Below are 25700 nucleotides of genomic sequence, written 5' to 3' on the forward strand. Positions count from 1 at the left end.
GCCCGAAGGGCCGTTCGTCACCGACGAACGGCCCTTCTTCGTTACCCCGGGGAGGGGAGACGCTGTCACCCCTCGTCTCTAGGCTGACGGCATGGGTCCGGCAGACATCACCGCGGACGCGGTCCTCAAGGCGATCGCCGAGTACGACGCACTCGGCCGGGAGGCCTTCCTCGACACCTACGGGTTCAGGCTCACCTCCTCCTACGCCCTCGCGCACGACGACAGAACCTACGACCCCAAGGCCGTCTTCCATGCGGCCCACAAGTACGCCACGGGGCGACTCCCCTACGATTCCGAACTCCCGGGTGGGAGAGCCGACATCGAGAAACGGCTCCGCGAACTCGGGTTCGAGGTCCGCTCGACCCCGAGCATCCCCTGGGCCTGGGACGAGTTGATCCTGGCGTGCGACCTTCTGGTCGAGCATGGATGGAAGACCCTGGACACCACCCGCTCCGAGGTGATCGCGCTCTCCGAGCTGCTCCAGCGTCTCCCCCTCCATCCCCGAGAGAAAAGACCGGTGGGCTTCCGCTCCCCGAACAGTGTCAGGCTCAAGACCGACAACATCCTCAACGAGCACCCCGATCGGGACACGAAGAAGACCAACGGCAGCGCCCGCGACGCCGAGATCATGTGGGCCTTCCTCGACGAGCCCCGACGCATGAGGAACGCCGCGGAGAACATCCGCCGCGGTGTGCGCTCCGGGGAGTTGGCAGGGCTCCCTGCCTTCGAGGAGGAGGCGGACGAGGACATCAGCGCCCCCGAGGGGCGTCTGCTCATCCGTAAGCACTACGCCCGAGAGCGCGACCGCGGCCTCCGGAAGAAGAAGATCGACCGGACCCGCGCCGAGGGCCGGCCCATCGCCTGCGAGGCCTGCGGCTTCGACTTCGGTGCCACCTATGGCCCCCGCGGCAAGGACTACATCGAGGTCCACCATGTGGTCCCGCTCCACCACATCGGAGAGAGCGTCACCCGTCTCGAGGACCTCGCGTTGTTGTGCGCCAACTGCCATCGGATGATCCACGTGTCCCGGCCCTGGCTGACCGTCGACGAGCTGCGGGCACTCCTGGATCGATAGAGGGACCTCGGGCCGGGCGACGTGCCCCGGGGGGGCTTCTCACGCCCCCGGGGAGGGTCAGTCCTCGTCGGCGTGTTTGGGCATCACGACGACCGGGACCTTGGCGTGGTGGAGCACGCCCTGGCTGACGGAGCCCATGAGCAGCCCCCGGACCGTGCCACGGCCTCGGGAGCCCACCACGATGACGTCGGCCTCCGCGGCGGCCTCCAAGAGGGCGTCGACCGGGTTGGACTGGGTGCGCACGATGGTGACCTCGATCCCGAGGTCGCCCGGGCGCTCGGCCATCACGTCGTCCAGCAGTTCGGCGACGAGCTTCTCGGACTGCCTCTCGAAGATCTCGTCCTGCGACTTGTACCCCGCGGCGGTCATCGCGACCGGGTCATAGGGGAAGGGCACCTCCCAGCTGTTGACCACGATGAGCTCCCCTCCGCTCTCCGCGGCCACGTCCACCGCGAGCCCGAGGGCGCGGTGGGAGGGCTTGGACCCGTCGACCCCGACCACCACACGGTCGAGTCCGGTCCTGGTGGCGTGCCCCTCCTCGTCGGCGGGCACCACGACCACGGGGCACGGTGCCTGGGCGGAGACGCGGACGCTGACGGAGCCCACGAACATGGACGCGAACGCGCCCAACCCCCTGGTGCCCACGACGATGAGGTCGTGCGGGTGACTCTGCCGGAGCAGGGCCAGCGGCGCCTCCTCCAAGGCCGTCACCAACTCGACGACGACGGAGGGGCGAAGCTCGTTGACGTACCTCTCGGCCGAGTTCAGGACCGCGTCGGCCTGACCCGACATCTCCTCGGTCGGCTGGAAGCGGGCCGGGCCACCGTAGGCCGAGACGATCACCGGCATCCCGAGGGCGTGGACGATGAGAAGCGGGACCCGACGACGGGCGGCCTCCACCGCCGCCCATTCCAGGGCCGCGCGCGACTGATCGGAACCATCGATACCCACGACCACCTTGGCGGTTCGCTGCGGTTCTGTTGCCATTGTTCCCCCTAGGTTCCCCCTGGCGCCGACCACCATCATCACCGAGTAGACCGGATCCGCCCCGTAGCGGCACAGGGCGGAAGGTCCCTGGTGGGAAGGGTCGTCCGCCGTTCAGTCCGTCTCCTCCGCGCGCGGCGGCAGAACGGCCACCGGGACCGTCGCCCGGCGCAGTACCCCCTGGCTGGTCGACCCCATCACCAGTCCGCTCACCCCGCCCCGGCCCCGGGATCCGACGACGATCATGTCCGCCCCCTCTCCTGCTTCGAGCAGGGACTCCACCGGGTCGGCCTGGATCCGAACGGCGGAGATGTCGAGCCCCTCGGTCCGATCGTCGATCACCTCGGCCAGCACACCGGCGACGACCTCCTCCGACTGGCGGTCGAACATCTCCTCGTGCAGAGAGTGGGTGTCGGCGGCGAGCGACTCCGGGTCCTGGGGCAACGGCACCTCCCAACTGTTGACCACCACCACGGCGGCGTCGGTGACCAGGGCATGGTCCAGGGCGAAGCGCAGGGCCCGACGCGAGGAGGCCGAGCCGTCGACCCCGACCACGATCCGACCCCCGCGCCGCCGCTCCGACACCTCGGGGACCACGATCACCGGACAGGGCGCGTGGGTGGAGGTGCGCAGGCCGACCGAGCCGAGCATGATCGCCCGGACCGCACCGAGCCCGCGCGAGCCGACGACGATCATGTCCCGGTGCCCGGCCTCGTCGAGCAGGACCGCCGGGGCGTCCTCCATGGCCAGGAGGGTGGAGACGTTCAGGTCCGGGTGGACCCGTCGGGCCTCCTCCGCCGCGGCCGCCAAGAGCGCGTGTCCGCCCTCCCGGGCCTGTTCCCCGGCCTGGTGGCGTTCGGTTCCGGATCCGGCGAGGGTCCCCATCACGGCGGACATGCCCAGGCCGTGCACGATCCGTAGTCGTTCGTCCCGTTCGACGGCGGCCTCGATCGCCCACGCCAGGGCCGCCTGCGCGGCCGACGTGCCGTCCACCCCCACGATGACCGTCGGCGGGCGCTCCTGTCCGCTCATGTCCACCCCTTCCCCTCCTCTCCCATTGTCGTCATCGGGGAGCGATAAACCAGTGTCGAGGGAAACACGCGCCGAGGGTCGTTCGAGGTCAGCCCCGATGGGCGAAGGCCTCCCCCACGTTCGCGGCCAGTTGCAGGTAGGCGTCCCTGGTGGCCGGTGCCAGGCGCTCAAGGTCCACCTCGGCCCCCTCTTCCAGGTGTCCGTCCCAGGGGACCCGGACGACGGCCCGGCAGCGCCCGGCGAAATGGTCCTGGAGCCGATCGAGGTCGACGCTGCTCTTGTTGTCGGTCCGCACCATGGACAGCACCACGACGGCGCTCGCGACGAGGGCCCCGTGGCCGTGGGCCTCCAGCCAGTCGAGTGTCGCGCTGGCGCTGCGCGCGCCGTCCACAGAGGCCGAACTCACCAGCACCACCTGGTCGGCGAGTCCGAGCACCCCCCGCATCGCGGAGTGCAGCAGACCGGTGCCGCAGTCGGTGAGGCAGATCGAGTAGAAGTGCTCGACGAGTCGCGCGACCTCGCGGTAGTCCTGGTCGCTGAACGCCTCCGAGACGGCCGGGTCCCGGTCGGAGGCCAGGATCTCCAGCCGACTGGGCGACTGGGAGGTGAAGCCGCGGATGTCGGCGTAGCGCGCGACCAGGTGGCGTTCGTTGAGCAGGTCGCGAATGGTGGCGGCGGTCTCCAGCCGTACCTTGTCCGAGAGGGTGCCCCGGTCGGGGTTGGCGTCCACGGCCAGGACCCGGTCCCCGCGCAGGGAGGCGAGGGTGGCGCCGAGCGCGACCGTGGTGGTGGTCTTGCCGACCCCGCCCTTGAGGCTGAGCACGGCCACACGGTGATGGCCCGAGGCGACGGGTGTGCAGGCGCGGGCGACGAGTTCGCGTTCGCGCAGCACCTTGGGGGACTCTCCCGGGTTGATCAGGCCGAGGCTGGCCGTGTGCACGGCCTTGCGCCATCCTCCGCTGGGCCCTTGTCTACGGTTGCGGACCAGGGTGGCCGCGTCGAGGGCGTCGGAGGTCACCCCGGCCTCGGGGTCGGGCCCGGGGTAGGGCGGAGGGGCCGGGGGATCGCGGCGTACAGGGGCGGTGCCTTGGGAACGCGGACCGGTCGGTTCGGGCCACGCCGGGGGCCGGAACGGTTCCGGTTCGACGCGATCGCTCGGGGCGGGGCGCGGTTCGTGCGCGACCGGCGCGGACGCGCCGTTCTCCGGCCCCCATGGTCCGCTCGGGGGTTCGGCGCGTTCGGCTTCGAGAGGCGGAAGCTGTTCGGGTTCGGGGACGTCGGAGTCCGCGCGCGTTCGTCGTGGGCCGAGCGGGTCCCGTGGCGCGGCACCGGGTCGGGTGGGCCTGACGGGGAGTTTCGGTGGATCCTCGCGCCAGGGTCCGGCCGGCCGTTCCTTGCGCGCGCCACCGGGCATGAGCCGGATCGTGCCGCCTCCGGCCTCTCCGAGACCGTCGAAGGGGGTCTCCTCGTCCTCCGCCCTCTGTGGGGCGGGGGCGTCGAAGGCGGTGCCGGGGAGCGGTGGCGGGGTCTCCTCGGGCGACCTGGCGTAGGGAGGAGGCGGTGGGGCGGTGCCCTCGAAGCCTCCGAACCACTGTTCCCTGGGTGTGGGCGCGGGCGCCCCCGGGGCGGCCTCGCCGGTCTCCTCACCGAGGTCGTCCGGGACGTCCGGGGAACTCCGGACCGAATCGGTGCGGTCGGGCGTCTCCGATTCGGTGCCTGACCCGTCGTGTTCGTGTTGTGCCACCGGGGTTCTCCTGCGTCAAGGGGGCTTGCTGGGGAGGTGGGCCCTCCCTGGGGGAGGTGTCGGGACGGCCCTCGGGGGTTCTCTTACCCGTGTCGGGGCGGCGAAGCATCCTTCCCGGCCCCCGGAACCGGTCCGGACCCCGCGACGTGATCCTCCCCGATCCTGGGTACTGTCAGCCCCATGCACGCGATCCGAATCATCGAACCGGGCGGACCCGAGGTCCTGGCCTGGTCAGAGGTCCCCGATCCCGTTCCCGGAGAGGGTGAGGTCCTGGTGGACGTGGCGGCCACGGCGGTCAACCGTGCCGACGTGTCCCAGCGTCAGGGGAACTATCCCCCACCGCCCGGGGCCTCCGAGTATCCGGGGCTGGAATGCTCGGGGACCATCGTAGGGTCGGGCCCCGGGGTCGAGACGACCGGCTGGGCCGTCGGCGACAGGGTCTGCGCCCTGTTGACGGGGGGCGGCTACGCGGAGCGGGTGGCCGTTCCGGTCGGCCAGCTCCTTCCGATCCCGAAGGGTATGGACCCGGTCGAGGCCGCCGCGCTTCCCGAGGTCGCCTGCACCGTGTGGTCCAACCTGGTGATGGCCGGCCGGCTGCGTGCCGGGGAGACCATCCTGATCCACGGTGGCGGTAGCGGCATCGGAACCTTCGCGATCCAGTTCGCGCGCGCTCTGGGGGCCCGGGTGGCGGTCACCGCCGGTAGCGCGGAGAAGCTGGAGCGCTGCCGTGAGCTGGGCGCCGAGATCACCATCGACTACCGGAACGAATCCTTCTCCGAACGCATGCGGGCCGAGGGCGGCGCCGATCTCGTCCTCGACATCATGGGCGGGTCGTACCTCGGGGCGAATCTTCGATCGCTGACCACGGGCGGCCGTCTGGTGATCATCGGGTTGATGGGCGGCCGTACCGCCGAACTCGATCTGGGCCGCATGCTGGTCAAACGGCTCTCGGTCCAGGCGACCACCCTGCGTTCCCGCCCCGCGGCGGAGAAGGCCACGATCGTCTCGGGAGTACTGGAGCAGGTCTGGCCGTTGGTAGAAAAAGGAGACATCCGCCCCGTCGTCGACCGCGCACTGCCCTTGGAGGACGCGGCGGAGGCACATCGTGTCATGGAATCGAGCGCGCACACCGGCAAGATCCTTCTCACCCGCTGACAGCGTGCCGAACACAGCAGAGCTAGGGGATCGATGAGCAACGCAGACGACCAGAAGGAACCCCGGGTCCTGGTGATGGACTCTGATTCGGGGCACGGGGACGAGGACGGCGAGGGCACGGCCGAGCCGCGCTCGCTCGCCGACATGGTGGAGCAGCCCGCCAAGGTGATGCGGATCGGCAGCATGATCCGCCAGCTCCTCGACGAGGTGAAGGCCGCCCCTCTCGACGAGGCCAGCCGCGCCCGCCTGAAGGAGATCCACACCTCCTCGATCAAGGAGCTGGAGGACGGTCTGGCCCCCGAGCTCATCGAGGAGCTCGAACGGCTCACCCTGCCGTTCGCCGAGGGGTCGGCGCCCAGTGACGCCGAACTACGGATCGCCCAGGCCCAGCTGGTGGGCTGGCTGGAGGGCCTCTTCCACGGCATCCAGACCACGCTGTTCGCCCAGCAGATGGCGGCCCGGGCCCAGCTGGAGAACATGCGCAAGGCGCTTCCGCCCGGCGTCGCCGGGTTGCAGGCCCAACAGGAGCCCGAGGGCGAGGACGGTCGGGGGCGCCCCCACATGGGGTCGGGCCCCTACCTGTAGTCCTTCACCGCGCACCTGAACGAGAGCGGGGCCCGACCCGTCCGGTCGGACCCCGCTCTCGTGTCTCGGACGGCTCACGGCCGTCGGGACGTCACGTTCACTTCTTCTTGCCACGCGGCGCCTGGATCGGTTCGAGCACGTCCAGGCCCAGGTAGGGGCGGAGCGCCTCGGGGACGACCACGGAGCCGTCCTCGCGCTGGTGGTTCTCCAGGATGGCGACGATCCACCGGGTGGTGGCGAGCGTGCCGTTGAGGGTCGCCGCGAAACGGGGCTTGCCGTCCTCGTCCCGATAGCGGACGTTGAGCCGGCGGGCCTGGAACTCGGTGCAGTTCGAGGTCGAGGTCAGCTCGCGGTAGGTCTCCTGGGTGGGGACCCAGGCCTCGCAGTCGTACTTGCGGGCCGCGCTGGTGCCGAGGTCGCCGCCGGCGATGTCCACCACGCGGTAGGGCAGGTCGAGCTTGTCGAGCATCCGCCGCTCCCAGGCGAGGAGCCTCTCGTGCTCCTCGTGCGCCTGGTCCGGGTGGGTGTAGACGAACATCTCCACCTTGTTGAACTGGTGGACGCGGATGATGCCGCGGGTGTCCTTGCCGTAGGAGCCGGCCTCACGACGGAAGCAGGACGACCAGCCGATGTAGCGTCGGGGCATGGATTCGCCGGGCAGGATCTCCCCGCCGTGGTATCCGGCCAAGGCCACCTCGGAGGTGCCCACGAGATAGAGGTCGTCCTCGGGAAGACGGTAGACCTCGTCGGAGTGCTCGCCGAGGAACCCGGTGCCCTCCATGGTCTCGGGCTTGACCAGGACCGGCGGGATCATGGGGGTGAACCCGGCCTCGACGGCCTGGTTCATCGCCATGTTGAGCAGGGCCAGTTCCAGGCGGGCGCCCACGCCCGTGAGGAAGTAGAAGCGGGCTCCGGAGACCTTGGCGCCGCGCTCCATGTCGATGGCGCCGAGCATCTCGCCCAGCTCCAGGTGGTCGCGCGGGGTGAAGTCGAACTCGCGGGGCTCGCCCACGGTCTCCAGGACCACGAAGTCGTCGACCCCGCCCTCGGGAGCCCCTTCCTCGACGAGGTTGGGCACCCGGGCCAGGACGGCGTCGAGCTCGTCTCCCAGACGCCCGGCCTCGGCCTCGGCCTCCTTGACCTCGGCGGCCAGCGACCTGGCCTTGGCCAGCAGCCCCTCCCGTTCCTCGGGAGAGGCCTTGGAGACGGACTTGCCCACACTCTTCTGTTCGGCCCGCAGGGTCTCGAACCTGGTCAACGCGGAACGGCGGTCGGCGTCCAGGGCGAGCAGCCGGTCCGCGACGGCGGGGTCCTCGCCGCGCGCACGCTGCGATGCACGGAGTCGTTCGGGGTCTTCTCGAAGAGCGCGAAGGTCGATCACGTCTTGCAGGTTACCGCCCGCCCTCACCCGGGTTCACATCTTTTCCGCGTAGTCGCGTCATGGAAGGTCACCGCCCTCGTCCTCCATGTGGAAGGGCCGAACGGGAGCGGGGGCTCCCGACGGCACGGCGACCGTGGGGAGACAGTCGTGAAACCACTCGGCGAGATGAACATCGAAGAGCTCACGGGGGCTCTGGAGGCCTTGGACGACGCGCACTCCGAGGACACCGCGTTGAGGCTGGCCCTGTACCTGGAGCTGCGCCGGGCCGCGTCCGAGGAGTGGGTGTTCGAGGAGGTGGGCGACCTCACCGAGGCCGGTTGACGGCCCGGTGGGGAGGGGGAGGGCCCCGCTCGGGGCCCTCAGTCGATGTCGCCGGCGCGGACGCGGGCGAGCCAGCGCTCGGCCTCGGCGAAGTCCGCGTCGGTGGTGGTGCGCGGGCGCAGCGGCGGGTCGAGTTCGGTCCCTCGGCTCCGGCGCGGATAGCTGCCGAGGAAGCGGACGTCACGACAGACGCGGCGGATCCCCATGAGCGCCTCGCCCACGCGCGCGTCGGCGACGTGTCCCTCGGCGTCGATGCAGAAGCAGTAGTTGCCCAGGCCGTCGCCGGTGGGCCGGGACTCCAGCCGGGTCAGGTTGACCCCGCGGACGGCGAACTGGTTGAGGACCTCGATGAGCGCGCCGGGGTGGTCGTCGGTGATGAAGGCGACCAGGGAGGTCAGGTCGGCCCCGGTGGGTTCGGGCAGCGCGCCGCCCCGTGACAGGTAGATGAAGCGGGTGGCCGCGTCGGCCCGGTCGCCGATCCCCGTGGCCAGGGCGTGGAGTCCGTAGCGTTCACCGGCGATGACGGCGCAGATCGCCGCGTCGTAGGCGGCACCCGGCTCGGCCACGGCGCGGGCGGCGGCCGCGGTGGAGGAGACGGTGTGCGTGTCGGCGTTGGGGAGCCGGCGTGAGAGCCACCCCCGGCACTGCGCGAGCGCGTGGGGGTGGGTGGCCACCCGTTTGACGTCCTCCAGCACGGTGCCCGGACGGGCGAAGAGCGCGAACTCGACCGGGACGGCGGTCTCGCCGGTGATGAGCAGAGGTTCGCCGTTGACGAGTTCGGCGATCGTGGTGGTGACCCCTCCCTCGACCGAGTTCTCCAGCGGCACCACCCCACCGTCGACCGCCCCGGAACGGACCGCGTCGAAGACCGCCGCCACCCCGTCACAGGGGACGCGGTCGTCTTCGGTGGCGTCGGGGCGCAGGTCGCGCAGGGCGGCTTCGGTGAAGGTGCCCTCGGGGCCGAGGTAGGCGTAACGGTTGGGCATGCTGTTCAGGCTATACGGGAAGCGCGGTCGGAGGTGGTCAGCTCTCGGATCGTGGTTCGGGCGTACGGGCGGTGGTCCGCTCGACCGGTTCCTCCATGTCCGTCATCTCCTCCGTGTCGAGGCCGATGTCGGGCCCCGTACCCGCGCCGCCGGTCGTCTCCCCCTCCGGCCCGGGGACCGAGACCAGGGTGACCGAGGGCTCTTCCTCCGATCCGGCGGTCTCCTCCTCGAGCGGTCCGGGATCGGGGAGGGCGGCGCCGACCCCGGCTCCCAGGCGCGCGGAGCGGACCACCCGGTACTCCTCGGGGCTGAGGAGGGACTCGGACTCCCCCTCGGTCACCGTCTTGGCGTAGGTGCGCGATTCGGTGCGCCCGTTGATGGAGGTGACGACCACCCCGTCCCCATGGCTGTTGAGCAGGGCCAGGGAGAAGGAGCGGGCCCCGGTCATCTCCTCCAGGGCGTCGTAGTGCAGAACGGCGACGTCGCGGACGGCGCGCGGGTCGGTGCCGGAGGCGTTGACGGCCAGGGCCCGACGGGCCAGGAGCCGGTACTCGTCCTGGAGCACACGGATCCTGAGCAGCATGTACACGCCGAGGGCGAGTCCCCCCAGTCCGATGAGTAGACCGATGAAGGCCAGGAACGTAGTGAACACAGCGCGAGCGTATCGCCACGCATCGCGTCCGTGTGGTCACTCCTAGCGTTTTTTGCGAGCAATCTGCCCGATTTTTCGAGACATTTCCTTAGCCCCACCCCTGGCCCCGTCGACCGCGTCGCCCCAGGTCCGCCGTACCGCGGGCCCCAGGTCTCGGGCGGCCAGGGCGCGCGCCACGTCGACGAACTGACGCGCCCGGTGCATCTGGGCCCGCAGGTCGGTCCCGGTGGCCCGGTGTTCCAGGGGCACCTCGACCTCCTTCACCCGAAAGCCCGCGCGCAGGACGTCGATGCTCAGGCCGGTCTCCACCCCGAAACCCGGGGCGAGAGGTCGGGCCGCTTCGAAGGCCGCCCGCTTCAGGCATCGCTGACCGTTCAAGGGCTGTTCGGGCTCCCAGCCGGTGGCCTTGCGCACCCCGTCCCTGGCCAGACGGACCACGAAACCGTGGCCGCCCAGGCGCAGACGGGTGGCCGGGAAGAGCGCGACGGTCATGTCCGCGGTGCCCTCCAGGACCGGAAGCACCAGCGGGGCCGCGTCCTTGGCGGTCTCCGCGAGGTCGGCGTCGAGGAAGAGCAGGTGGCGCGGGGGACGTACGGTCCCCGCGGCGGCCTCGTGCTCCTCCACCATGAGGACCCCCTCGGCCCCGGTCTCCATGGCCGCGCCCTTGCCCCGGTTGCGGCTGTGCCGGAGCACCCGGGCGCCCGAGTCCAGGGCGATCTCGACGGTCCGGTCCGAGGATCCGTCGTCGACGACGACGACGAGGTCCACGGCGGGAAGTCCACGTGCGGCCGTCACCGTGGCGGCGATGCGGTCGGCCTCGTCCTTGGCGGGGATCACCACGGCGACCCCGGCATCGGCCGGCCCGGCGGGCCGGCTCCGGTCCTCGGGTGCCATCGGCGTTACTCGGTCCCGCCGGTCCCCGCGGTCATCGGGGAGGCGTCGAGATCGGCGTGGATGGTGAAGACCTCGTGGAGCCCGGTGACCTCCAGGACCTTCATGACCGCCGGCTTGGGGGCCACGAGTTCCAGATCACCGCCCTTGTCACGAGAGCGCTTCATCGCGGAGAGCAGGACGCTGATCCCGGTCGAGTCGCAGAACTCCGTCCGCGACATGTCGATGACCAGCCGCCGTGCCCCGTCCTCCAGGGAATCGACGAGCTCGTTGCGCAATTGGGGTGCCGTGTACAGGTCGATCTCGCCGCCCACGGTTACCACCGCGACGTCATCCTGAGACCGGCTTGATATCTTCAACTCCACAGTCGTGACTGTAGCGTCCAGACCAGGGCCGGGCCACCTCGTCGACGGTGTTTCGCTCCATCGGTCACGTTCCTCCGCCCGGAGCGTGGGGGACCCTCCCGAAAGGTCGGAGCCTCCCCGTCGTCCGCGACTACAGCAGAAGGCCGCGGACCGGCTCTCGGGGGTCGAGGCCGAACTCCACGGCCCCCTCCCCGCCCGTCGAGGGGAACGACATGCCGGTATCGGCGGCGTCGTCCGCCACGGGGGGTTCGTCGACGGCCAGGTCCACGAGCGCCCAGACCGTCGTGGTGGTGGGCTCCATCTCGGTGCCCCAACGCCCGGCCAGGGTCTGCACGATGCTCAGCCCGCGGCCGCCCAGACCGGAGATCGAAGGACGGGCCACCCGCGGCATGCTGCTCGATCCACCGTCACGGACCGCGATCTCCAACCGTCCACCGGCCTCGCCGCCCATCTCGATCCGCCAGGCCACCCCGACGGTGTCGTCCGGTAGGGGTCCGGCGTGTCTGAGGGCGTTGCTGACCAGTTCGCTGAGGATCAGCGCCGCGTCACCGATCCGTTCGTCGCCGACCTCCAGGGCGCGCAGGTCGGCGCACAACCCTCGTCTGGCCTCGGTGACGCTCTCGGCGGCGTAGGGAAGAGCGACGCTCCGCTCGACCTTCCGCGGGTTCCCGGGGTCCCCGTTGTCGAGTGGGGTGTGGTCTCCTGACACGGCTTTCGTCCCTGCGCGATCGTACTTATCGGCTGGCCCGGAACCCGTCCGTTGTATGACGGCGAATTCCGCCAGGGGTGGAAATGCCCCGATCACCCGGGGAGGAAACCAACGCCGAGGTGAAACCCCCCTGACACCCCCTCTCACCGGCGCTTACATCATCGGCGCCACAGGGCTTCGAGGAACTTTCAGGTTTTTTTGCACTCCGTCCGGTACGAACGACCTGGCACTACGCTCACGCGGATGAAGGCCCCGGAACCCTCCCTCGCACGGACGTATCCTCCGGACCCACCCCGAACTCGACCTCCTCGCCGCGGTGTCTGGGCAGGGTGATCCGCATCCGGGTCCCCCGCTCCAACCGATGAGCGGTCACCTCCCCACCTTGTTCCCGGACGAGTTGGCGCACGATGTACAGGCCGATCCCCAGGCCGCCGTAGCCTCGACGGTCACCACGCTCACCGCTCTGGAAGAAGCGCTCGAAGATCCGTTCCTCGTCTCCCGGGTCGATCCCCACCCCCTCGTCCTGAACGTGGATCGTGAGAGAGTCCTCCCCGTCCTCCTCCACCGTGACCCGTACCTCGCCGCCGTCGGGCGAGAACTTCAACGAGTTCTCCAGCAGTTGATCCATGACCATGCCGGTGACCAGCGGGTCCCCCACCGTCCACAGCGGCCCCTCCGAGTCCAGCACCAACTCCTGCCGCTCGGCCAGCGGGCGGAAGGCCGCCACCGACTGGCCCAGCAGCTCCGCGAGGTCGAAGGGGACCCGGTCCAGGGTCATCTCACCGCTGGCCACGTCCGACCCCAGGCGCAGGCGTTCCACCAGTTTGGCCAGGGCCCGGGCACGATCCAGGATGATCTCGCTGGCCTCTTGGCGCCCGGCCGGACCCAACCGCTCTCCCTTTCGCGAGAGCATCGCCGCGTACCCCTGGATCACGGTGACCGGGGTCCGCAGCTCATGACCGGTGCTGGCCAGGAAGAACTCCCGTTCCTCCTCCAACGCCTTCTGCGCCGTGATGTCCCGGAAGTCCACCACCCACTCGTCGGTGCTGGGGATCCGCGCCATGAGGATCTCCAGCCAACGCCCTCCGTCGTTCTTGTGCTTGACGGGCTCTCCGTGCGCGGCGGGGATCGGGAAGGGAGGATGCTTGCCCTCCACCTCCTCGAAGGAGTAACCGGTCAACTCCGCGGCAGAGCGGTTCCACTTGCGGACCTTGCCACTGAAGTCGAGTACGGCGATCCCGTCGGCGCTGGAGTCGGCCACCGCCCGCTCTCGGGCCCGTTGCAGCTTGAGCTCCTCGTAGGCCATGGCGTTGCCTATGGCCACACCGGCGTGCTCGGCCAACAACTCCAGGAGCTCCAGCTCCACGTGGCCGACCCTGCGCCGGCTGTACAGCGCGTACAGGGCCCCGTAAGGGCGTCCTTGGGCGTTGGAGACGCACAGGGCGATGGTGTGCAGCCCGGGCAGGTCGGCCCAGACCAGATCCTCCAGGCTGCGGGTGTCGCTGTTGGCCAACAGCACGGACTTGCCGCTGCGCAGCAATTCACCGAACAGGCTGGTCTCCAGCGGTGCGCTCACCCCGTACAACTCGTCGGACAGGTGCGTGAGGCTCACCAGCCGCACCCGGTTCTCGTCCAACAGGACGAAACCGCCCGCGTCGGCGCCGGTGAGCTCGGTCAGGCTGCTGATGATCCGGTCCAGGACCGATTTGAGACTGAGGTCGGTGTTGATGTCGGCCACGACGTCCGTGAGCCTGCGCACCAGTCGGGCCCGCTCCATCGCGGAGGCCTGCGCCTGGGCCTCCTTCTCCCGCGGGTAGAGGACCAGGACCCAGCCGTTGTGCCGCCCTCGATCGTCGTGCACGCAGCCGGTGCTGACCCGCACGTCGAGAGCGGTCCCGTCCCTGCGCAGACGACGGGTGAAGATGGTCAACGGGGTGCCCGCGCGCACCTGTTCGAGCACCGCGCCGTACTCGGGTCTCAGCTCTTGCGGGATGATCGGCAGCTCGCCACCGAGCACCTCGTCCGCGGACCAGCCGAACATCCGTTCCGCCGCCGGATTCCAGAAGGTGACTCGGAGCTCGCCGTCGATGCCGATCACCGCGTCCGCTGAGGAGGCGAGCATGGCTTCGGCGCTGAGGGGCGCGCGCTCGGAACTCACGACGTCATAGTGCCACCCGGGAGCCCCCGAGTGGCAGGCCTTTGCGTAATCCGTCCAGATTCGAGTCTCAGAGGACCGTCGGCTCGGCGTCCGAGTCGGCCTTCATGTCGAACCCCGCCGCCTCCCAGGCGCGCATACCGCCCGCGACGTTGACCGCGTCCCAGCCGGCCTGGCCGAGCGCCATCGTGGCCTGAGCGGAACGCCCGCCCGAACGGCACACCACGTAGACCTTCCGGTCCTGGGGGACCTCCGCCGCGCGCTCCCCCAGCGTTCCCAGCGGGATGTGCACGGCGTCCGGGGCGTGCCCGGCGCTCCACTCGGCGGGCTCGCGGACGTCGAGAAGATAGGCGCCCTCCGGAATCTCGTTCACGAGAACCTCGGCTACCTGACCATCGGACATGGTGGTGACCCCCTGCATCGGGTGTGTACTGAAAAAGTGAGAGGACGACGGAACCCCGGGTTCGCGCGCCCCGTCCAAGCAGTATGCGTGAGCACAACTTCGGAACGGCCCTGCCGACCCGCCTCGCCGCGCTCGCGGCCCTAGGCCTGCTACTCACGGCCTGCGGCAACGACGCCACCGAGGTGGGATCCTCAGGGCCCGACGCCGAAGCCCCTCAGGAGACCGCACCCGAGACCGACCCCTCGGAGGAGACCGATCCCACGGACGGCACCTCCGAGGAGAACGACTCCGACGACACCGACGATTCCGGAACCTCCGAAGACGGTGGGAACGGCGACGCCGAGGTGGAGCTCGTGATCGAGGCCTTCGTGGCCGACGAGGACGGCCTGCCCCCCTCCGAAGACTTCCAGGAGGGTACCTGGACCCTCACCTGTTCCCCGACCGGCGGCGACCACCCCGACCCCGAGGCCGCCTGCGCCGAGATCGACGAACTCGGCTCCGAGCCCTTCGTCATGGAGACCGACGGCATGGCCTGCACGATGCAGGTCGGCGGCCCCGAGGCGGCCCGGGTCACCGGTCACGTCGGGGGCACCGAGATCGACACCGAGTTCAACAGGCACAACGGATGCGAGATCGAGCGCTTCTCCGACGTCGAGGCCGTGATCGCTCCCTGAGCCGGCCGCGGCGCGCCCGCTCCGGCCCCGAACGGAGAGAACGTGTCCGGGGGCCGGGGCCGGAGTGAGGGCGCTCGCCCGTGATTCCGATGGAGATCAGGTGTAGGGGGTGTTCCAGAAGGCGATCTCGTGACGCATCCCCTCCAGGAAGAAGCGCTCGGCCCTTTCCGGGTCGGCTCCGGACTCCTCCAGCATGCGCCCGTACCTCTCGGTGAGCTCGGTGAAGCCGGGGTCGTTGTAGGTATCGACCCAGCGGGCGTACCTGGGGTCCTCCGGACGGTCGCGGGCCAGTTCCCGCCCCAGGGTGTTGTACCCCCACATGCAGGGGTAGACGGCGGCGAGCCCGTCCCGGTAGTCGGCGGCGGCCTCCAGGAGCCACGAGGTGTAGGCCTCGCAGGCGGGCCCCTTCTCCTTGGTGGTCAGGTCCGCGCCGAACTCCCCGGACAGGGAGCGGTGCAGTTCGAGTTCCTCGGTGAGGGTGCTGTGCGCGATGCCGACCAGGTCGGCCAGATGGTCGTCGGGGGCCTGCCAGGCCAGACGGGAGAAGGCCCTCGCGTAGTCGAGCAGGTAGAGGTGGTCCTGCTCCAGCCAGTAGCGGAAGGCGCGCTCGTCGAGGTCGCCTCGGGAGATGCCGGCGACCGTCGGGTGCGCGAGTTGTTCGGCGACCAGCGGCCGCCCGATCTCATGAAGTCGTTCGGTGATACCCACGCCCGAAGTGTCTCATCACACGCTTTTCGTCCGAATGAGCACCCCGGCCTCACCCCCACCGGACGACCGGGCCCTCGACGCCCGACATGTGCCCCGTGTTCGGTTCCGACCCGCGAAGGCGGCTTGCCGCGAACCTAACGATCCAAGATCGTTGATCGCGCTTGCCCGGTATTACGGTCACCCCGAAACCAGGGGAGCCGGCGCCTCCCCGAAGCCTCTCTCCCCGGGGAGGGCCGATGAGGCCCCCTCGACCCACGAACCCCGGAGGAAACGAAGAACGACCCCGCCGGAGGCCTGAGCCTACCGACGGGGTCGTCCCGTGAACTTGTGGGCGAGGAGGGATTTGAACCCTCACATCCTTTCGGACACACGGACCTGAACCGTGCGCGTCTACCGTTCCGCCACCCGCCCGAGTGACATGTATTCGATTATGATGCCAGTTCGGAGCCGGTTTTCCCCGCTTCGCCCTGGCGACATGAAGAAGATTAGCACGGTCTGGAGGTGCCTCGCACACCGTTTGCGGACGGCCCCGATCACACTCCTCCGGGCCCGTCCCGGGGGTGCACCTGAAACCAGGGGCACCCCGGCCCGGTTACGATCGTCTACACATACGGAGTGGAGTACGAAAGGGAGGTACCTCGTGGGAGTGCTCCAACGCTTCGAGCGCAGGCTCGAGGGCATGATCGAAGGCACCTTCGCGATGGCCTTCAAGTCGGAGCTCCAGCCGGTCGAGGTCGCGAGCGCGGTCCAGCGGGAGATGGACGAGCGGGCCGCGATCGTCGCCCAGGGCCGCACACTGGTCCCGAACGACTTCATCGTCGAACTCTCGGCCAGCGACAAGGAACGCCTGGAGGTCTACGCCGACAGCCTGGGGCAGGAACTGTCCAAGTTGGCGCGGGACTACGCGACGGAGCAGGGCTACTCGTTCGTCGGCCCGGTCCGCGTACAGTTCCGTTCGGACGACGGCCTGAAGACGGGCCGCTTCCGCATCCGCTCCGGCGTGGTCCGGGGCAGCCTCGTGGAGGGCGGAGAGCTCCGCCAGCCCGTGGGCGACCCGGGACAGGGTTCGGGGCCGCAGCAGACGGGCCGCCCCCGTCTCCTCATCTCCCCCGGCGGCGCGACCGCCGAGGGCAACATCGCGAGCCAGGGGATGCAGCAGTCCTTCGAGCTGACCACCCCGGTCACCCTCCTGGGCCGCGGCACCGACTGTGACCTTCGTCTGGTGGACAACGGCGTCTCCCGCCACCACGTGGAGATCCGCGTGGACGGCGACGAGGTCATCCTGGAGGACAAGGGGTCCACCAACGGGACCTTCGTCAACGGACAGCAGGTCAGGCAGGCCCGGCTGGTGGACGGCACCCGTATCAGCCTGGGCCGCACCACCATGACCTTCCGTCGCGACTGATCGTCTCCCCGATCCCCCTAAGGGATGACGATCCGGCCCTTCCGGACCGCAACCAACGGCGCCGAATCGGCGTCTGAGTGTTCGATGACCGGGTCGGTCCCGATACCGAGTCGTATCGGAACACCGACCGGGAGGGTAGTCTCCGCGAAGACCCGACCGATCGGGCACAATGACCGCGGCCGGCTGGGCCGTGGACCAGCGACCCGGACTCACCGACCGAAGGTGGGGCAGACATGGTGGCGGCGCCGATGACCGCCACCCCGGCCGAAGCACGACAGGGGCTGAAGAGCAGTTCGATGTCCAACTTGACCCTCATATTGATCAAGATCGCGTATCTCGCGGTGCTTTGGCTGTTCGTCCTCATGGCGGTCGGTGTCATTCGCACGGACCTCTTCGGCCAGTCGAAGAGGAAGTCCAGGAAGAAGAAACCCAGGCCCTCCATTCGGCCTCCTCAGCGCAGGCCCGTCGCGGCGTCATCGTCATCGTCGCAGGCCCGGCCGCAGCGCGCACGTCGTAACGAGCCCACGGTCCTGGCCGTGACACAGGGATCCCTGGCGGGCACCACGGTCGACCTGGCCTCCCAACCCATCCTGATCGGACGCGCCCCCGACTCGACCCTGGTCATCACCGATGACTACGCCTCGGGTCGGCACGCACGCGTCTACTCCGAAAACGGCCGCTGGTTCGTCGAGGATCTCAACTCCACGAACGGCACCTACCTCGGCCAGCAGAAGCTGAACCGCCCCCAGCCCATCACGGTGGGTCAGCCCATCCGTATCGGCAAAACCGTCCTGGAACTGCGCAAATGACAATCGCTCTCCGATACGCGGCGTACTCCGACGTAGGATGCCTCCGCGAAGGCAACGAAGACTCCGGTTACGCCGGCCAACACCTCCTCGCGGTGGCCGACGGTATGGGCGGTTACGCGGGCGGCGAGGTGGCCAGCTCCATCGCGATCTCGTCGATCCGCAGCCTGGACACCCCGGACGACCCACGGGCCGAGGAGATGGCCGAGGTCCTGCAACGCGCCGTCGAGCAGGCCAACGACTCCCTCGCCATCCGCATCCGGCAGGAGCCCCAGCTGGAGAACATGGGCACCACCCTGACCGCCATGCTGTGGTCGGGCTCCCAGGTCGCCCTGATCCACATCGGCGACTCGCGCGCCTACCTGCTGCGCGGCTCCCGGTTCGAGCAGATCACCCACGACCACACCCTGGTGCAGACCCTCGTCGACGAGGGCAAGATCACCGAGGAGGAGGTCGCCACCCACCCGCAGCGGTCCCTGATCCTGCGCGCCCTGGACGGCAAGACCCCGGTCGACCCGGACATCTCCATCAGTCGGGCGAAGGTCGGCGACCGGTACCTGCTCTGCTCGGACGGGCTCTCCGGTGTGGTCAGCAAGAAGACCATCCACGAGACCCTGGCCGCCGAGAGCGACCCTCGCGCGGCGGCCAAGAAGCTGATCGAGCTGGCCATCCGCGGCGGCGGACCGGACAACATCACCGCGGTGATCGCGGACGTCATCGAGACCGACACCGACCAGGAGGGGCCCACCGCCGCTCCGCAGACGGTCGGCGCCGCGGACCAGCGTGACGAGTCCACCGGCCCCAACGAGACCAGCCCGGCCAGACGGGCGCAGGAACTGCGCGGCGCCGGCGGCGGCGACACCGCCGAGATGAACCCGATCCGGGAGGAGATCCCGGCGCCCGCGGGCGCCGCCCCCTCCTCGTACGAGGAACGTCCCTACGAGGCCCCGCCCGCCGGCGGCCCGAACGCGGACGGCGAGCAGGAGTACCGGTCCCGGAGTTGGTGGCCGATCGTGCTCGTCTTCGTCATCGTGGTCGGCGCGATCGCCGGCGGCGGCTACTACTTCGGCCGTCAATACGTCGAGGACCAGTACTACGTGGGTCTGTCCTCCGACGGCCGGACCGTCAGCATCTACCAGGGCGTCGACACCGACATCGCCGGGATCAGCCTCTCCGAAGAGGTCGAGAAGACCGACCTCGGCGTGGACTCCCTCGCCCCGACCGACCGTCAGGGCGTCGAGGCCAACATCGACGTCGAGAACCTCGAAGCGGCACGAACCCTGATCTCCGATCTGGAGAAGGACGCGGACGGCTCCGGTCGGGGGACCGAGACCCAGGAATCGGGGTGACCCTGTGAGCACCACCGCCCCTGAGGCACCCACCGCCCTACCACCGGTCAAACGGCGCAACGCCGAACTGGTGCTGGTCGGGCTCACCATCCTCATCACCATGGGCGCGATCGCGATCGCCGGGTTGAACCTCAACAACCAGATCCCGGGAGCCATGTGGGGCTACGGCCTCATCTTCGGCGCCCTGGCCCTGGCGACCCACGTGGCGCTGCGCTTCATCGCCCCGTACGCCGACCCGCTGATCCTGCCCTGCGCGCTGTTCCTCAACGGGGTCGGCGTGGCCATGATCTGGCGACTGGACGCCGCCGAGTCCGGCGAGATCGAGCACGCCGGCATCGGCATGCAGCTCGTGTGGACCGCTGTGGGCATGATCTTCTGCATCGCCCTGCTGTTCTTCCTGAAGGAACCGCGGGTGCTCCAGCGCTACACCTACATCAGCGCCCTGGTCGCGATCATCCTGATCGCACTGCCGATGGTGCCGGGTCTGGGCATCAACGAGTACGGCGCCCGCCGGTGGATCGGCTTCGGCGGTTTCACCATGCAACCGTCCGAGTTCGCGAAGATCGCCCTGGTGATCTTCCTGTCCTCGTATCTGGTCACCAAACGCCAGGTCCTGTCGCTGGCCGCCAAGTCGATCAAGGTCGGCCGGTTCAAGATCCTGGACCTGCCGCGTGCCCGTGACTTCATGCCGATGGTCGTCGGCTGGGTCATCGCGATCGGTCTGCTGGTCATCACCAAGGACCTCGGTACCTCGCTGCTGCTGTTCGGCACCTTCCTCGCGATGCTGTACGTGGCCACCCAACGATCCTCGTGGGTCATCATCGGCCTCACCGTGTTCATCGGCGCGGCCGCCCTGGCGATGCAGATCTTCTGGCACTTCCGCCAGCGCGTGGACATCTGGTTCAACGCCTTCGACCCCGAGGTCTACGAACGGCTCGGCGGCAGCGAACAGCTCGTCAAGGGGCTCATCGGCATGGCCTACGGCGGCCTGTTCGGCACCGGCTTCGGCGGCGGCCAGGCGCACCACATCTTCGCCGCGGACAGCGACTTCATCTTCGCCTCGTTGGCCGAGGACCTCGGGCTGACCGGCGTCATGGTCATCCTGATCGTGGTCTTCCTCCTCGTGCAGCGAGGGATGCGCGTGGCTCTGGCCTCCCGCGAGCTCTTCATCAAGATGCTCGCGAGCGGCATCGCCTTCGTCATGTGCTTCCAGGTGTTCGTGGTGCTCGGCGGCCTGACCCGGATCATCCCGCTGACCGGTATGACCACACCCTTCCTGGCCGCGGGCGGTTCCGCCCTCATGGCCAGCTGGTTGATGATCGGACTGCTGCTCCGGATGAGCGACAACGCGCGCCGCCCCGCCCCCCAGGCGATCCAGGACGAGGGGGCCACACAGGTGATCCGACGATGAACACACCCATCCGACGCCTCAGCGTCTTCTCGATGCTCCTGTTCGGTGCCCTGATGCTCCAGCTCACCTGGATCCAGGGCTTCCAGGCCGACGCCATCCGAGAGGACCCGCTGAACCGACGGCAGTACTCCGAACGGCTCACCGAGCCGCGCGGCCCGATCGTCATCGGCGGGGAGAACGTCGCCTACTCGGAGAACATCGCCGACGAGGGCGACCCGGCCCGCTACCAGCGGATGTACACCGACGGAACGCTCTACACCCCGGTGGTGGGCTCCTTCCGCAGCTACGGTGCCTCCGGTATCGAGGACACCGAGAACAGCCTGCTGGACGGCAGTGACGACCGGCTGGCGGTGCGCAACTTCCGCGACATGATCACCGGCAGCGAACCGGAGGGCGCCCGAGTCGAGCTGACCATCGACCCCGCCGTACAGCAGGCGGGCTTCAACGGTTTCAAGGACCTGGGCATGAACGGCGCCGCCGTCGCCATCGACCCCTCCACAGGGGCGATCCTCGGCGCGGTGTCCTACCCCTCCTACGACGCCAACGACGTCGTGAGCATCACCGACCAGACCGAGGCCATCGAGAACTACGGCGCGTTGGAGGTCGAACCCGACCAGCCGCTGCTCAACCGCGCCCTCAACGAGCGTTACCCCCCGGGCTCGACGTTCAAGATCGTGACCGCCACGGCGGCCATGGAGTACCTGGACGCCGGCCCGGACAGCACCATGGACGCTCCGGACACCCTGGAGCTGGGGCACCCGCTGCCCAACGCCACCCCGGGCGGTACCTGCAACGGCGGCGACCCCGACACCCTGGCCCACTCGATCCAGATCTCCTGCAACACCTCGTTCGCCAACTGGGCGATCGAGGTGGGCGGAAAGAACCTGTCCGAGCAGGCCACGGCGTTCGGGTTCAACCGTGAGAAGGAAGAGGAGAGGCTGACCGTCCCGATGGGCGTGACGCCGAGCCTCGCCCCGCCCGAGGACGACCGCAACATCCTGGGACGCGCCGGCATCGGCCAGTCCAACGTGGAGGCGACCCCGCTCCAGATGGCGATGGTCGCCGCCGGAGTGGCCAACTCCGGCGAGGTCATGCGGCCCTACCTGGTGGACTCGGTCCGCGACGCCGACCGTTCCGTCGTCACCCAGACCACGCCCGAGGTCTACTCCCAGGCCATGAGCGCCAGCACCGCCTCCGACCTGACCGACATGATGGTCCGGGTCACCGGGCCGGACGGCTCCGGACCCAACGGCGCGATCTCCGGTATCGACGTCGCCGGTAAGACCGGTACCGCCGAGACCGGTGGCGAGATGGGCACCCACAACTGGTTCATCGGGTTCGCCCCGGCCGACGACCCACAGGTCGCGGTCGCCGTCGTGATCGAGCACGGCGGCGGCAGCGGTGGGTCCCTGGCCGCGCCGATCGCGCGGAACATGATGGAGGCAGTGGTTCTGTAGTGAGCGCCTACGAACCGTCTTCACAGAGCGGTCCCGGTGGACTCACCGGGACCGTTCTGAGCGATCGTTACCGCCTGGAGGAGCAGATCGGCTCCGGCGGTATGGGGACCGTGTGGCGGGCGACCGACACACTGCTCAACCGCTCCGTCGCGGTGAAGCTGCTCCACCCGGCCCAGATGGCCGAACCGACCGCGCGCGAGCGCTTCCGAACCGAGGGCCGGATCACCGCCGGTCTCTCCCACCCCGGCATCGCCCAGGTCTACGACTACGGCGAGGAGGACGGCCGTGCCTTCCTGATCATGGAGCTGGTGGTCAGCGACCCCCTCTCCCAGGTCCTGCGCGAGCAGGGAAGGCTGAGCCCCGACCAGACCCTGGACTTCGTGTGCCAGGCGGCCAAGGCACTGGCCGCCGCGCACGCCCGCGGCGTGGTGCACCGGGACATCAAACCGGGCAACCTGCTGGTGACCGAGGAGGGGCAGCTCAAGCTGACCGACTTCGGTATCGCCCGCGGGGACACGTCCGTCACCCTCACCCAGACCGGCATGGTGATGGGCACGGCGCAGTACATCTCGCCCGAGCAGGCGTCCGGGCGGCCCGCGAGCGCCGCCTCCGACCTGTACGCGCTCGGCGTGGTGGCCTACGAATGCCTCGCCGGAGAGCCTCCGTTCACCGGCGACAGCCCGGTGGCGCTGGCCCTGGCCCACACGCGCGACGAACCTCCGTCGCTTCCCGAGGACATCCCGGCCGAGATCGACGACCTGGTCTTCTCCATGTTGGAGAAGGACCCCGAGAACCGCCCCTCCTCCGCAGGCGAGGTCGCGCATCTGGCCGCGGTCATCCGCTCCGACGCGGGGACGGGACCGCCCACCCCGTCCACCGGTTTCTCCGGTATGGCGCAGACCCGGGTGGTCGGGGCCGTTCCGGACACCGGGCCGCGGAGCGGATCCCAGGCTCGACGAACCGCCGATCAGCCCTTCGTACCCGCTGATCAGAACGGTGATTCCGCTACCCTGGCGAAAGGTTCCGGGTCCGAACGCCGGATCAGGACGCCGGTCGTGCTCGCGGCCGTGGTCGCGGCCGTCATGATCGTGGCGGCCGCCGCGGCCGGTTTCGTGTTCGGCGGGGACCCCGGGACCGACAAGGTCAACGACAGCAACCCGCCCGCGGTCTCGGAGACCTCCCCCTCCCCCACACCCAGTGAGGAACCCGAGGAGCCGGAGGAGCCGGATATCCCGGTGCCGGAGAACGATCTCCCCGATTGGACCCCTCCGGCCCACGATTGGGGAGGTTCCGAGGGCCCTGACACCGGTGAGGGCGACGAGGAACCCACTCAGCCCGAGGACGACGGCGAGGACGACGTCCCCGAGACCGAGAACCCCGACGGTGGGGACAACACGGATCCTCCCCCGGACAACGGCGGCGACAACGGCGGCGGAGAAGACGGATCCGGCGGCGGTGGCGGCGGTGGCGGTGGCGTGGACAACCCGCCGGGGCACGAAGGGAACTAGCTTTCAGCACGAGACACGGACCGATGACCAAGCGATGATCGAGAGACGCTCAGGATAGGCGGCGGCCTGCGGGCGGTCTCCGAAAGACACGAGGATTAGTGCACGACATGTCCCAGCCCCGGCTCCTCGGCGGACGCTACGAACTCGACACGGTGGTCGGGCGCGGCGGCATGGCCGAGGTACACCGCGCACGAGATCTGCGACTCGACCGACTCGTCGCGATCAAGACGCTCCGACACGATCTGGCCCGTGACCACATCTTCCAGGCGAGGTTCCGAAGGGAGGCCCAGTCCGCGGCCTCCCTGAACCACCCGGCGATCATCGCGGTGTACGACACCGGCGAGGACATGATCGACGGGGTCTCCATCCCGTACATCGTCATGGAGTACGTGGACGGCCGCACCCTCAAGGAACTCCTCGACGACGACCGCAAGCTCGTGCCGGAGCGTTCGGCGGAGCTGGTCGACGGCATCCTCAAGGCTCTCGAGTACAGCCACGACAACGGCATCGTGCACCGGGACATCAAGCCCGCGAACGTCATGTTGACCCGCAACGCCGAGGTCAAGGTGATGGACTTCGGTATCGCCCGCTCCATGGGCGACGACCAGGCGACGATGACCCAGACCTCCCAGGTCATCGGCACCGCGCAGTACCTCTCTCCCGAGCAGGCGCGCGGCGAACGCGTGGACCCTCGCAGCGACATCTACTCCACCGGTTGCGTGCTCTACGAGCTGCTCACCGGGCGCCCCCCGTTCACCGGCGACTCCCCCGTGTCCATCGCCTACCAGCACGTCCGTGAGGATCCGATCCCGCCCTCCGAGGTGGATCCGCAGATCCCGGAGTGGCTGGAGGACGTCACCCTCCGCGCGATGACCAAGGACCGTGAGGAGCGGTACCAGAACGCCGCGGAGATGCGCGCCGACATCCAGCGCGGTCTGGCCGGGATGCCCACCCAGGCGGGCACCATGGCGATGGCCGCGGCGGGGGCCACCACGGCGATGCCGCCCGCGGGGGACGACCGCTACGACGATTACGACGACTACGACGACGACTACCGGGACGAGAAGAAGGGCAACGCGGGCAAGACGGCCCTGTGGGTCCTGCTCGCCCTGGGCGTCATCGGCTCCCTGATCCTGGTCTTCTTCCTCCTCAACCGGAGCGGTGATACGGCCGAACAGGCCACCGTCCCCGACGTGGCCGGCATGTCCCAGGAGGACGCCGAGGCCGCGCTCCGCGATGAGGGTTTCGAGAACATCGGCACCGATACCCGGGCCGACGACGAGATCGACGAGGGCACGGCCATCGAGACCGACCCCACGGCGGGCACGGAGGCCCCCGTCGACGAGGAGGTCGTCATCGTGCTCTCCTCCGGGCCCGGGGCGATCGAGATCCCGAGCGTGGAGGGGCAGACCGAGTCGGAGGCCCGGTCCACTCTGAGCGATCAGGGCTTCGAGAACGTCACCACCGATTCCCGGGCCGACGACACCATCGCCCAGGGCAGCGCGATCGGTACGGACCCCCCGGCGGGCAACGAGGTCTCCCCGGACACGGAGATCACCCTGCACATCTCCTCCGGCCCCGACCAGACGAGCGTGCCGGACCTTCAGGGGATGACCCGGGAGCAGGCGCAGAACGCCCTGGACCAGGCGAACCTGGTCGCGGACTTCCAGGAGCAGGAGACCGCGGACGCCCCGGAGGACACCGTCGTCAACCAGTCCCACGCCGCCCAGCAGAGCGTGGACGTGGGCACCACCGTGACGGTGACGATCGCCGTCGCCCCCGCCGAGGAGGAGCCGACCGAGCCCGACGAGCCGGACGAGCCCAGCGAGACGGACAGTCCGCCGATCGAGTTCCCGCCTCCGCCCTGGGAGACCGATCAGCCGGAGGAGAACGGGTTCGTCCTCGGCCGTCGATGAGACCCGGAGCAGTGTGAGAGGGGGCCGT

24 protein-coding genes and 1 tRNA gene are annotated in these 25700 nt (G+C 69.5%); 12 read left to right on the forward strand and 13 right to left on the reverse strand.

What is annotated here, in order from left to right; all coding sequences use genetic code 11:
- Positions 1 to 91: 91 nt before the first annotated feature.
- Complete coding sequence (locus TR33_RS24420) at positions 92 to 1075, forward strand: HNH endonuclease (protein ID WP_017536148.1); 984 nt, start codon at positions 92 to 94, stop codon at positions 1073 to 1075.
- 57 nt (positions 1076 to 1132) lie between these two features.
- Here the strand turns inward: TR33_RS24420 and TR33_RS24425 are convergent, their stop codons facing one another.
- The 3 genes from TR33_RS24425 to TR33_RS26230 all read right to left on the reverse strand — a co-directional run bounded on the left by TR33_RS24425 (position 1133) and on the right by TR33_RS26230 (position 4835).
- The gene (locus tag TR33_RS24425; RefSeq protein ID WP_026125296.1) at positions 1133 to 2062 is read right to left on the reverse strand and encodes a universal stress protein; all 930 of its coding nucleotides are present in this window, start codon (positions 2060 to 2062) and stop codon (positions 1133 to 1135) included.
- A 111-nt stretch (positions 2063 to 2173) separates the two neighbouring features.
- Positions 2174 to 3091 (reverse strand): universal stress protein, encoded by a 918-nt coding sequence (locus TR33_RS24430; RefSeq protein WP_199806190.1) that lies wholly within the window; start codon positions 3089 to 3091, stop codon positions 2174 to 2176.
- Positions 3092 to 3179: 88 nt separating this feature from the next.
- The gene (locus tag TR33_RS26230; protein WP_017536145.1) at positions 3180 to 4835 is read right to left on the reverse strand and encodes a MinD/ParA family ATP-binding protein; all 1656 of its coding nucleotides are present in this window, start codon (positions 4833 to 4835) and stop codon (positions 3180 to 3182) included.
- Between the two features lie 180 nt (positions 4836 to 5015).
- On the opposite strand from TR33_RS26230, the gene TR33_RS24440 reads away from it, so the two are divergent.
- Both TR33_RS24440 and TR33_RS24445 read left to right on the forward strand, forming a co-directional pair.
- A complete protein-coding gene (locus TR33_RS24440) occupies positions 5016 to 5990 on the forward strand; it encodes an NAD(P)H-quinone oxidoreductase (protein ID WP_017536144.1) in 975 nt (324 codons plus the stop codon).
- A 33-nt stretch (positions 5991 to 6023) separates the two neighbouring features.
- Positions 6024 to 6575 carry a bacterial proteasome activator family protein gene (locus tag TR33_RS24445; RefSeq protein ID WP_017536143.1) on the forward strand — a complete coding sequence of 184 codons (552 nt, stop codon included), beginning with the start codon at positions 6024 to 6026 and terminating at the stop codon, positions 6573 to 6575.
- Between the two features lie 97 nt (positions 6576 to 6672).
- Here TR33_RS24445 and serS read toward each other — a convergent pair whose 3' ends face one another.
- Positions 6673 to 7956 carry a serine--tRNA ligase gene (gene serS, locus TR33_RS24450; RefSeq protein ID WP_014910424.1) on the reverse strand — a complete coding sequence of 428 codons (1284 nt, stop codon included), beginning with the start codon at positions 7954 to 7956 and terminating at the stop codon, positions 6673 to 6675.
- A gap of 147 nt (positions 7957 to 8103) precedes the next feature.
- Here serS and TR33_RS27020 point away from each other — a divergent pair, with 147 nt between their 5' ends.
- A complete protein-coding gene (locus tag TR33_RS27020) occupies positions 8104 to 8277 on the forward strand; it encodes a hypothetical protein (RefSeq protein ID WP_014913146.1) in 174 nt (57 codons plus the stop codon).
- Between the two features lie 38 nt (positions 8278 to 8315).
- Here TR33_RS27020 and pheA read toward each other — a convergent pair whose 3' ends face one another.
- The 7 genes from pheA to TR33_RS24485 form a co-directional block, all read right to left on the reverse strand.
- Complete coding sequence (gene pheA, locus TR33_RS24455; protein ID WP_014908585.1) at positions 8316 to 9263, reverse strand: prephenate dehydratase; 948 nt, start codon at positions 9261 to 9263, stop codon at positions 8316 to 8318.
- A gap of 37 nt (positions 9264 to 9300) precedes the next feature.
- Positions 9301 to 9915, reverse strand: a complete 615-nt coding sequence (locus tag TR33_RS24460; RefSeq protein ID WP_042285765.1) for a DUF4446 family protein — start codon at positions 9913 to 9915, stop codon at positions 9301 to 9303.
- A 42-nt stretch (positions 9916 to 9957) separates the two neighbouring features.
- The gene (locus TR33_RS24465; RefSeq protein ID WP_017536141.1) at positions 9958 to 10809 is read right to left on the reverse strand and encodes a glycosyltransferase; all 852 of its coding nucleotides are present in this window, start codon (positions 10807 to 10809) and stop codon (positions 9958 to 9960) included.
- Between the two features lie 5 nt (positions 10810 to 10814).
- Entirely contained in the window at positions 10815 to 11171 is a 357-nt protein-coding gene (locus TR33_RS24470; protein ID WP_199806191.1) for an STAS domain-containing protein, read from the reverse strand.
- Positions 11172 to 11301: 130 nt separating this feature from the next.
- Positions 11302 to 11880: an ATP-binding protein gene (locus TR33_RS24475; RefSeq protein WP_017536139.1), complete on the reverse strand. Its 579-nt coding sequence runs from the start codon at positions 11878 to 11880 to the stop codon at positions 11302 to 11304.
- 235 nt (positions 11881 to 12115) lie between these two features.
- Positions 12116 to 14038: a PAS domain S-box protein gene (locus TR33_RS24480; RefSeq protein WP_017536138.1), complete on the reverse strand. Its 1923-nt coding sequence runs from the start codon at positions 14036 to 14038 to the stop codon at positions 12116 to 12118.
- Between the two features lie 67 nt (positions 14039 to 14105).
- On the reverse strand, positions 14106 to 14438 hold the full coding sequence (locus TR33_RS24485) for a rhodanese-like domain-containing protein (protein WP_017536137.1): 333 nt from the start codon (positions 14436 to 14438) through the stop codon (positions 14106 to 14108).
- A gap of 83 nt (positions 14439 to 14521) precedes the next feature.
- Between TR33_RS24485 and TR33_RS24490 the strand changes: the two genes are divergently transcribed.
- Positions 14522 to 15112 carry an SSI family serine proteinase inhibitor gene (locus TR33_RS24490; protein ID WP_042285769.1) on the forward strand — a complete coding sequence of 197 codons (591 nt, stop codon included), beginning with the start codon at positions 14522 to 14524 and terminating at the stop codon, positions 15110 to 15112.
- A gap of 96 nt (positions 15113 to 15208) precedes the next feature.
- On the opposite strand, the gene TR33_RS24495 is transcribed toward TR33_RS24490, so the two are convergent.
- A complete protein-coding gene (locus TR33_RS24495; RefSeq protein WP_014910743.1) occupies positions 15209 to 15820 on the reverse strand; it encodes a TenA family protein in 612 nt (203 codons plus the stop codon).
- 328 nt (positions 15821 to 16148) lie between these two features.
- Positions 16149 to 16231 (reverse strand) — tRNA-Leu (locus TR33_RS24500).
- A gap of 229 nt (positions 16232 to 16460) precedes the next feature.
- On the opposite strand from TR33_RS24500, the gene TR33_RS24505 reads away from it, so the two are divergent.
- The 7 genes from TR33_RS24505 to pknB all read left to right on the forward strand — a co-directional run bounded on the left by TR33_RS24505 (position 16461) and on the right by pknB (position 25672).
- The gene (locus tag TR33_RS24505) at positions 16461 to 17225 is read left to right on the forward strand and encodes an FHA domain-containing protein (RefSeq protein ID WP_421648055.1); all 765 of its coding nucleotides are present in this window, start codon (positions 16461 to 16463) and stop codon (positions 17223 to 17225) included.
- A 296-nt stretch (positions 17226 to 17521) separates the two neighbouring features.
- The gene (locus TR33_RS24510) at positions 17522 to 18034 is read left to right on the forward strand and encodes an FHA domain-containing protein FhaB/FipA (RefSeq protein ID WP_014912863.1); all 513 of its coding nucleotides are present in this window, start codon (positions 17522 to 17524) and stop codon (positions 18032 to 18034) included.
- A complete protein-coding gene (locus TR33_RS24515; protein ID WP_017536134.1) occupies positions 18031 to 19380 on the forward strand; it encodes a Stp1/IreP family PP2C-type Ser/Thr phosphatase in 1350 nt (449 codons plus the stop codon). The genes TR33_RS24510 and TR33_RS24515 overlap by 4 nt, the downstream gene beginning before the upstream one ends.
- Positions 19381 to 19384: 4 nt before the next feature.
- Entirely contained in the window at positions 19385 to 20791 is a 1407-nt protein-coding gene (locus TR33_RS24520; protein WP_017536133.1) for an FtsW/RodA/SpoVE family cell cycle protein, read from the forward strand.
- The gene (locus tag TR33_RS24525; RefSeq protein ID WP_017536132.1) at positions 20788 to 22248 is read left to right on the forward strand and encodes a peptidoglycan D,D-transpeptidase FtsI family protein; all 1461 of its coding nucleotides are present in this window, start codon (positions 20788 to 20790) and stop codon (positions 22246 to 22248) included. The genes TR33_RS24520 and TR33_RS24525 overlap by 4 nt, the downstream gene beginning before the upstream one ends.
- Entirely contained in the window at positions 22248 to 23756 is a 1509-nt protein-coding gene (locus tag TR33_RS24530; protein WP_026125293.1) for a serine/threonine-protein kinase, read from the forward strand. Before TR33_RS24525 ends, TR33_RS24530 begins: the two co-directional genes overlap by 1 nt.
- Positions 23757 to 23863: 107 nt before the next feature.
- A complete protein-coding gene (pknB, locus tag TR33_RS24535) occupies positions 23864 to 25672 on the forward strand; it encodes a Stk1 family PASTA domain-containing Ser/Thr kinase (RefSeq protein ID WP_036568597.1) in 1809 nt (602 codons plus the stop codon).
- The last annotated feature ends 28 nt before the right edge of the window (positions 25673 to 25700 follow it).

This window comes from Nocardiopsis alba, assembly GCF_000710955.1.
Classification (GTDB): domain Bacteria; phylum Actinomycetota; class Actinomycetes; order Streptosporangiales; family Streptosporangiaceae; genus Nocardiopsis; species Nocardiopsis alba.

Excerpts from the sequence above, each read along its gene's own strand:
- pknB (WP_036568597.1), top strand. The coding sequence starts at position 23,864 with ATGTCCCAGCCCCGGCTCCTCGGCGGACGCTACGAACTCGACACGGTG.
- TR33_RS24490 (WP_042285769.1), top strand. The coding sequence starts at position 14,522 with ATGCGTGAGCACAACTTCGGAACGGCCCTGCCGACCCGCCTCGCCGCG.
- TR33_RS24465 (WP_017536141.1), bottom strand. The coding sequence starts at position 10,809 with ATGGCACCCGAGGACCGGAGCCGGCCCGCCGGGCCGGCCGATGCCGGG.
- TR33_RS24430 (WP_199806190.1), bottom strand. The coding sequence starts at position 3,091 with ATGAGCGGACAGGAGCGCCCGCCGACGGTCATCGTGGGGGTGGACGGC.
- TR33_RS24525 (WP_017536132.1), top strand. The coding sequence starts at position 20,788 with ATGAACACACCCATCCGACGCCTCAGCGTCTTCTCGATGCTCCTGTTC.
- pheA (WP_014908585.1), bottom strand. The coding sequence starts at position 9,263 with ATGCCCAACCGTTACGCCTACCTCGGCCCCGAGGGCACCTTCACCGAA.
- TR33_RS24425 (WP_026125296.1), bottom strand. The coding sequence starts at position 2,062 with ATGGCAACAGAACCGCAGCGAACCGCCAAGGTGGTCGTGGGTATCGAT.
- TR33_RS24440 (WP_017536144.1), top strand. The coding sequence starts at position 5,016 with ATGCACGCGATCCGAATCATCGAACCGGGCGGACCCGAGGTCCTGGCC.
- TR33_RS24515 (WP_017536134.1), top strand. The coding sequence starts at position 18,031 with ATGACAATCGCTCTCCGATACGCGGCGTACTCCGACGTAGGATGCCTC.
- TR33_RS24420 (WP_017536148.1), top strand. The coding sequence starts at position 92 with ATGGGTCCGGCAGACATCACCGCGGACGCGGTCCTCAAGGCGATCGCC.
- TR33_RS24510 (WP_014912863.1), top strand. The coding sequence starts at position 17,522 with ATGTCCAACTTGACCCTCATATTGATCAAGATCGCGTATCTCGCGGTG.
- TR33_RS24485 (WP_017536137.1), bottom strand. The coding sequence starts at position 14,438 with ATGTCCGATGGTCAGGTAGCCGAGGTTCTCGTGAACGAGATTCCGGAG.
- TR33_RS24445 (WP_017536143.1), top strand. The coding sequence starts at position 6,024 with ATGAGCAACGCAGACGACCAGAAGGAACCCCGGGTCCTGGTGATGGAC.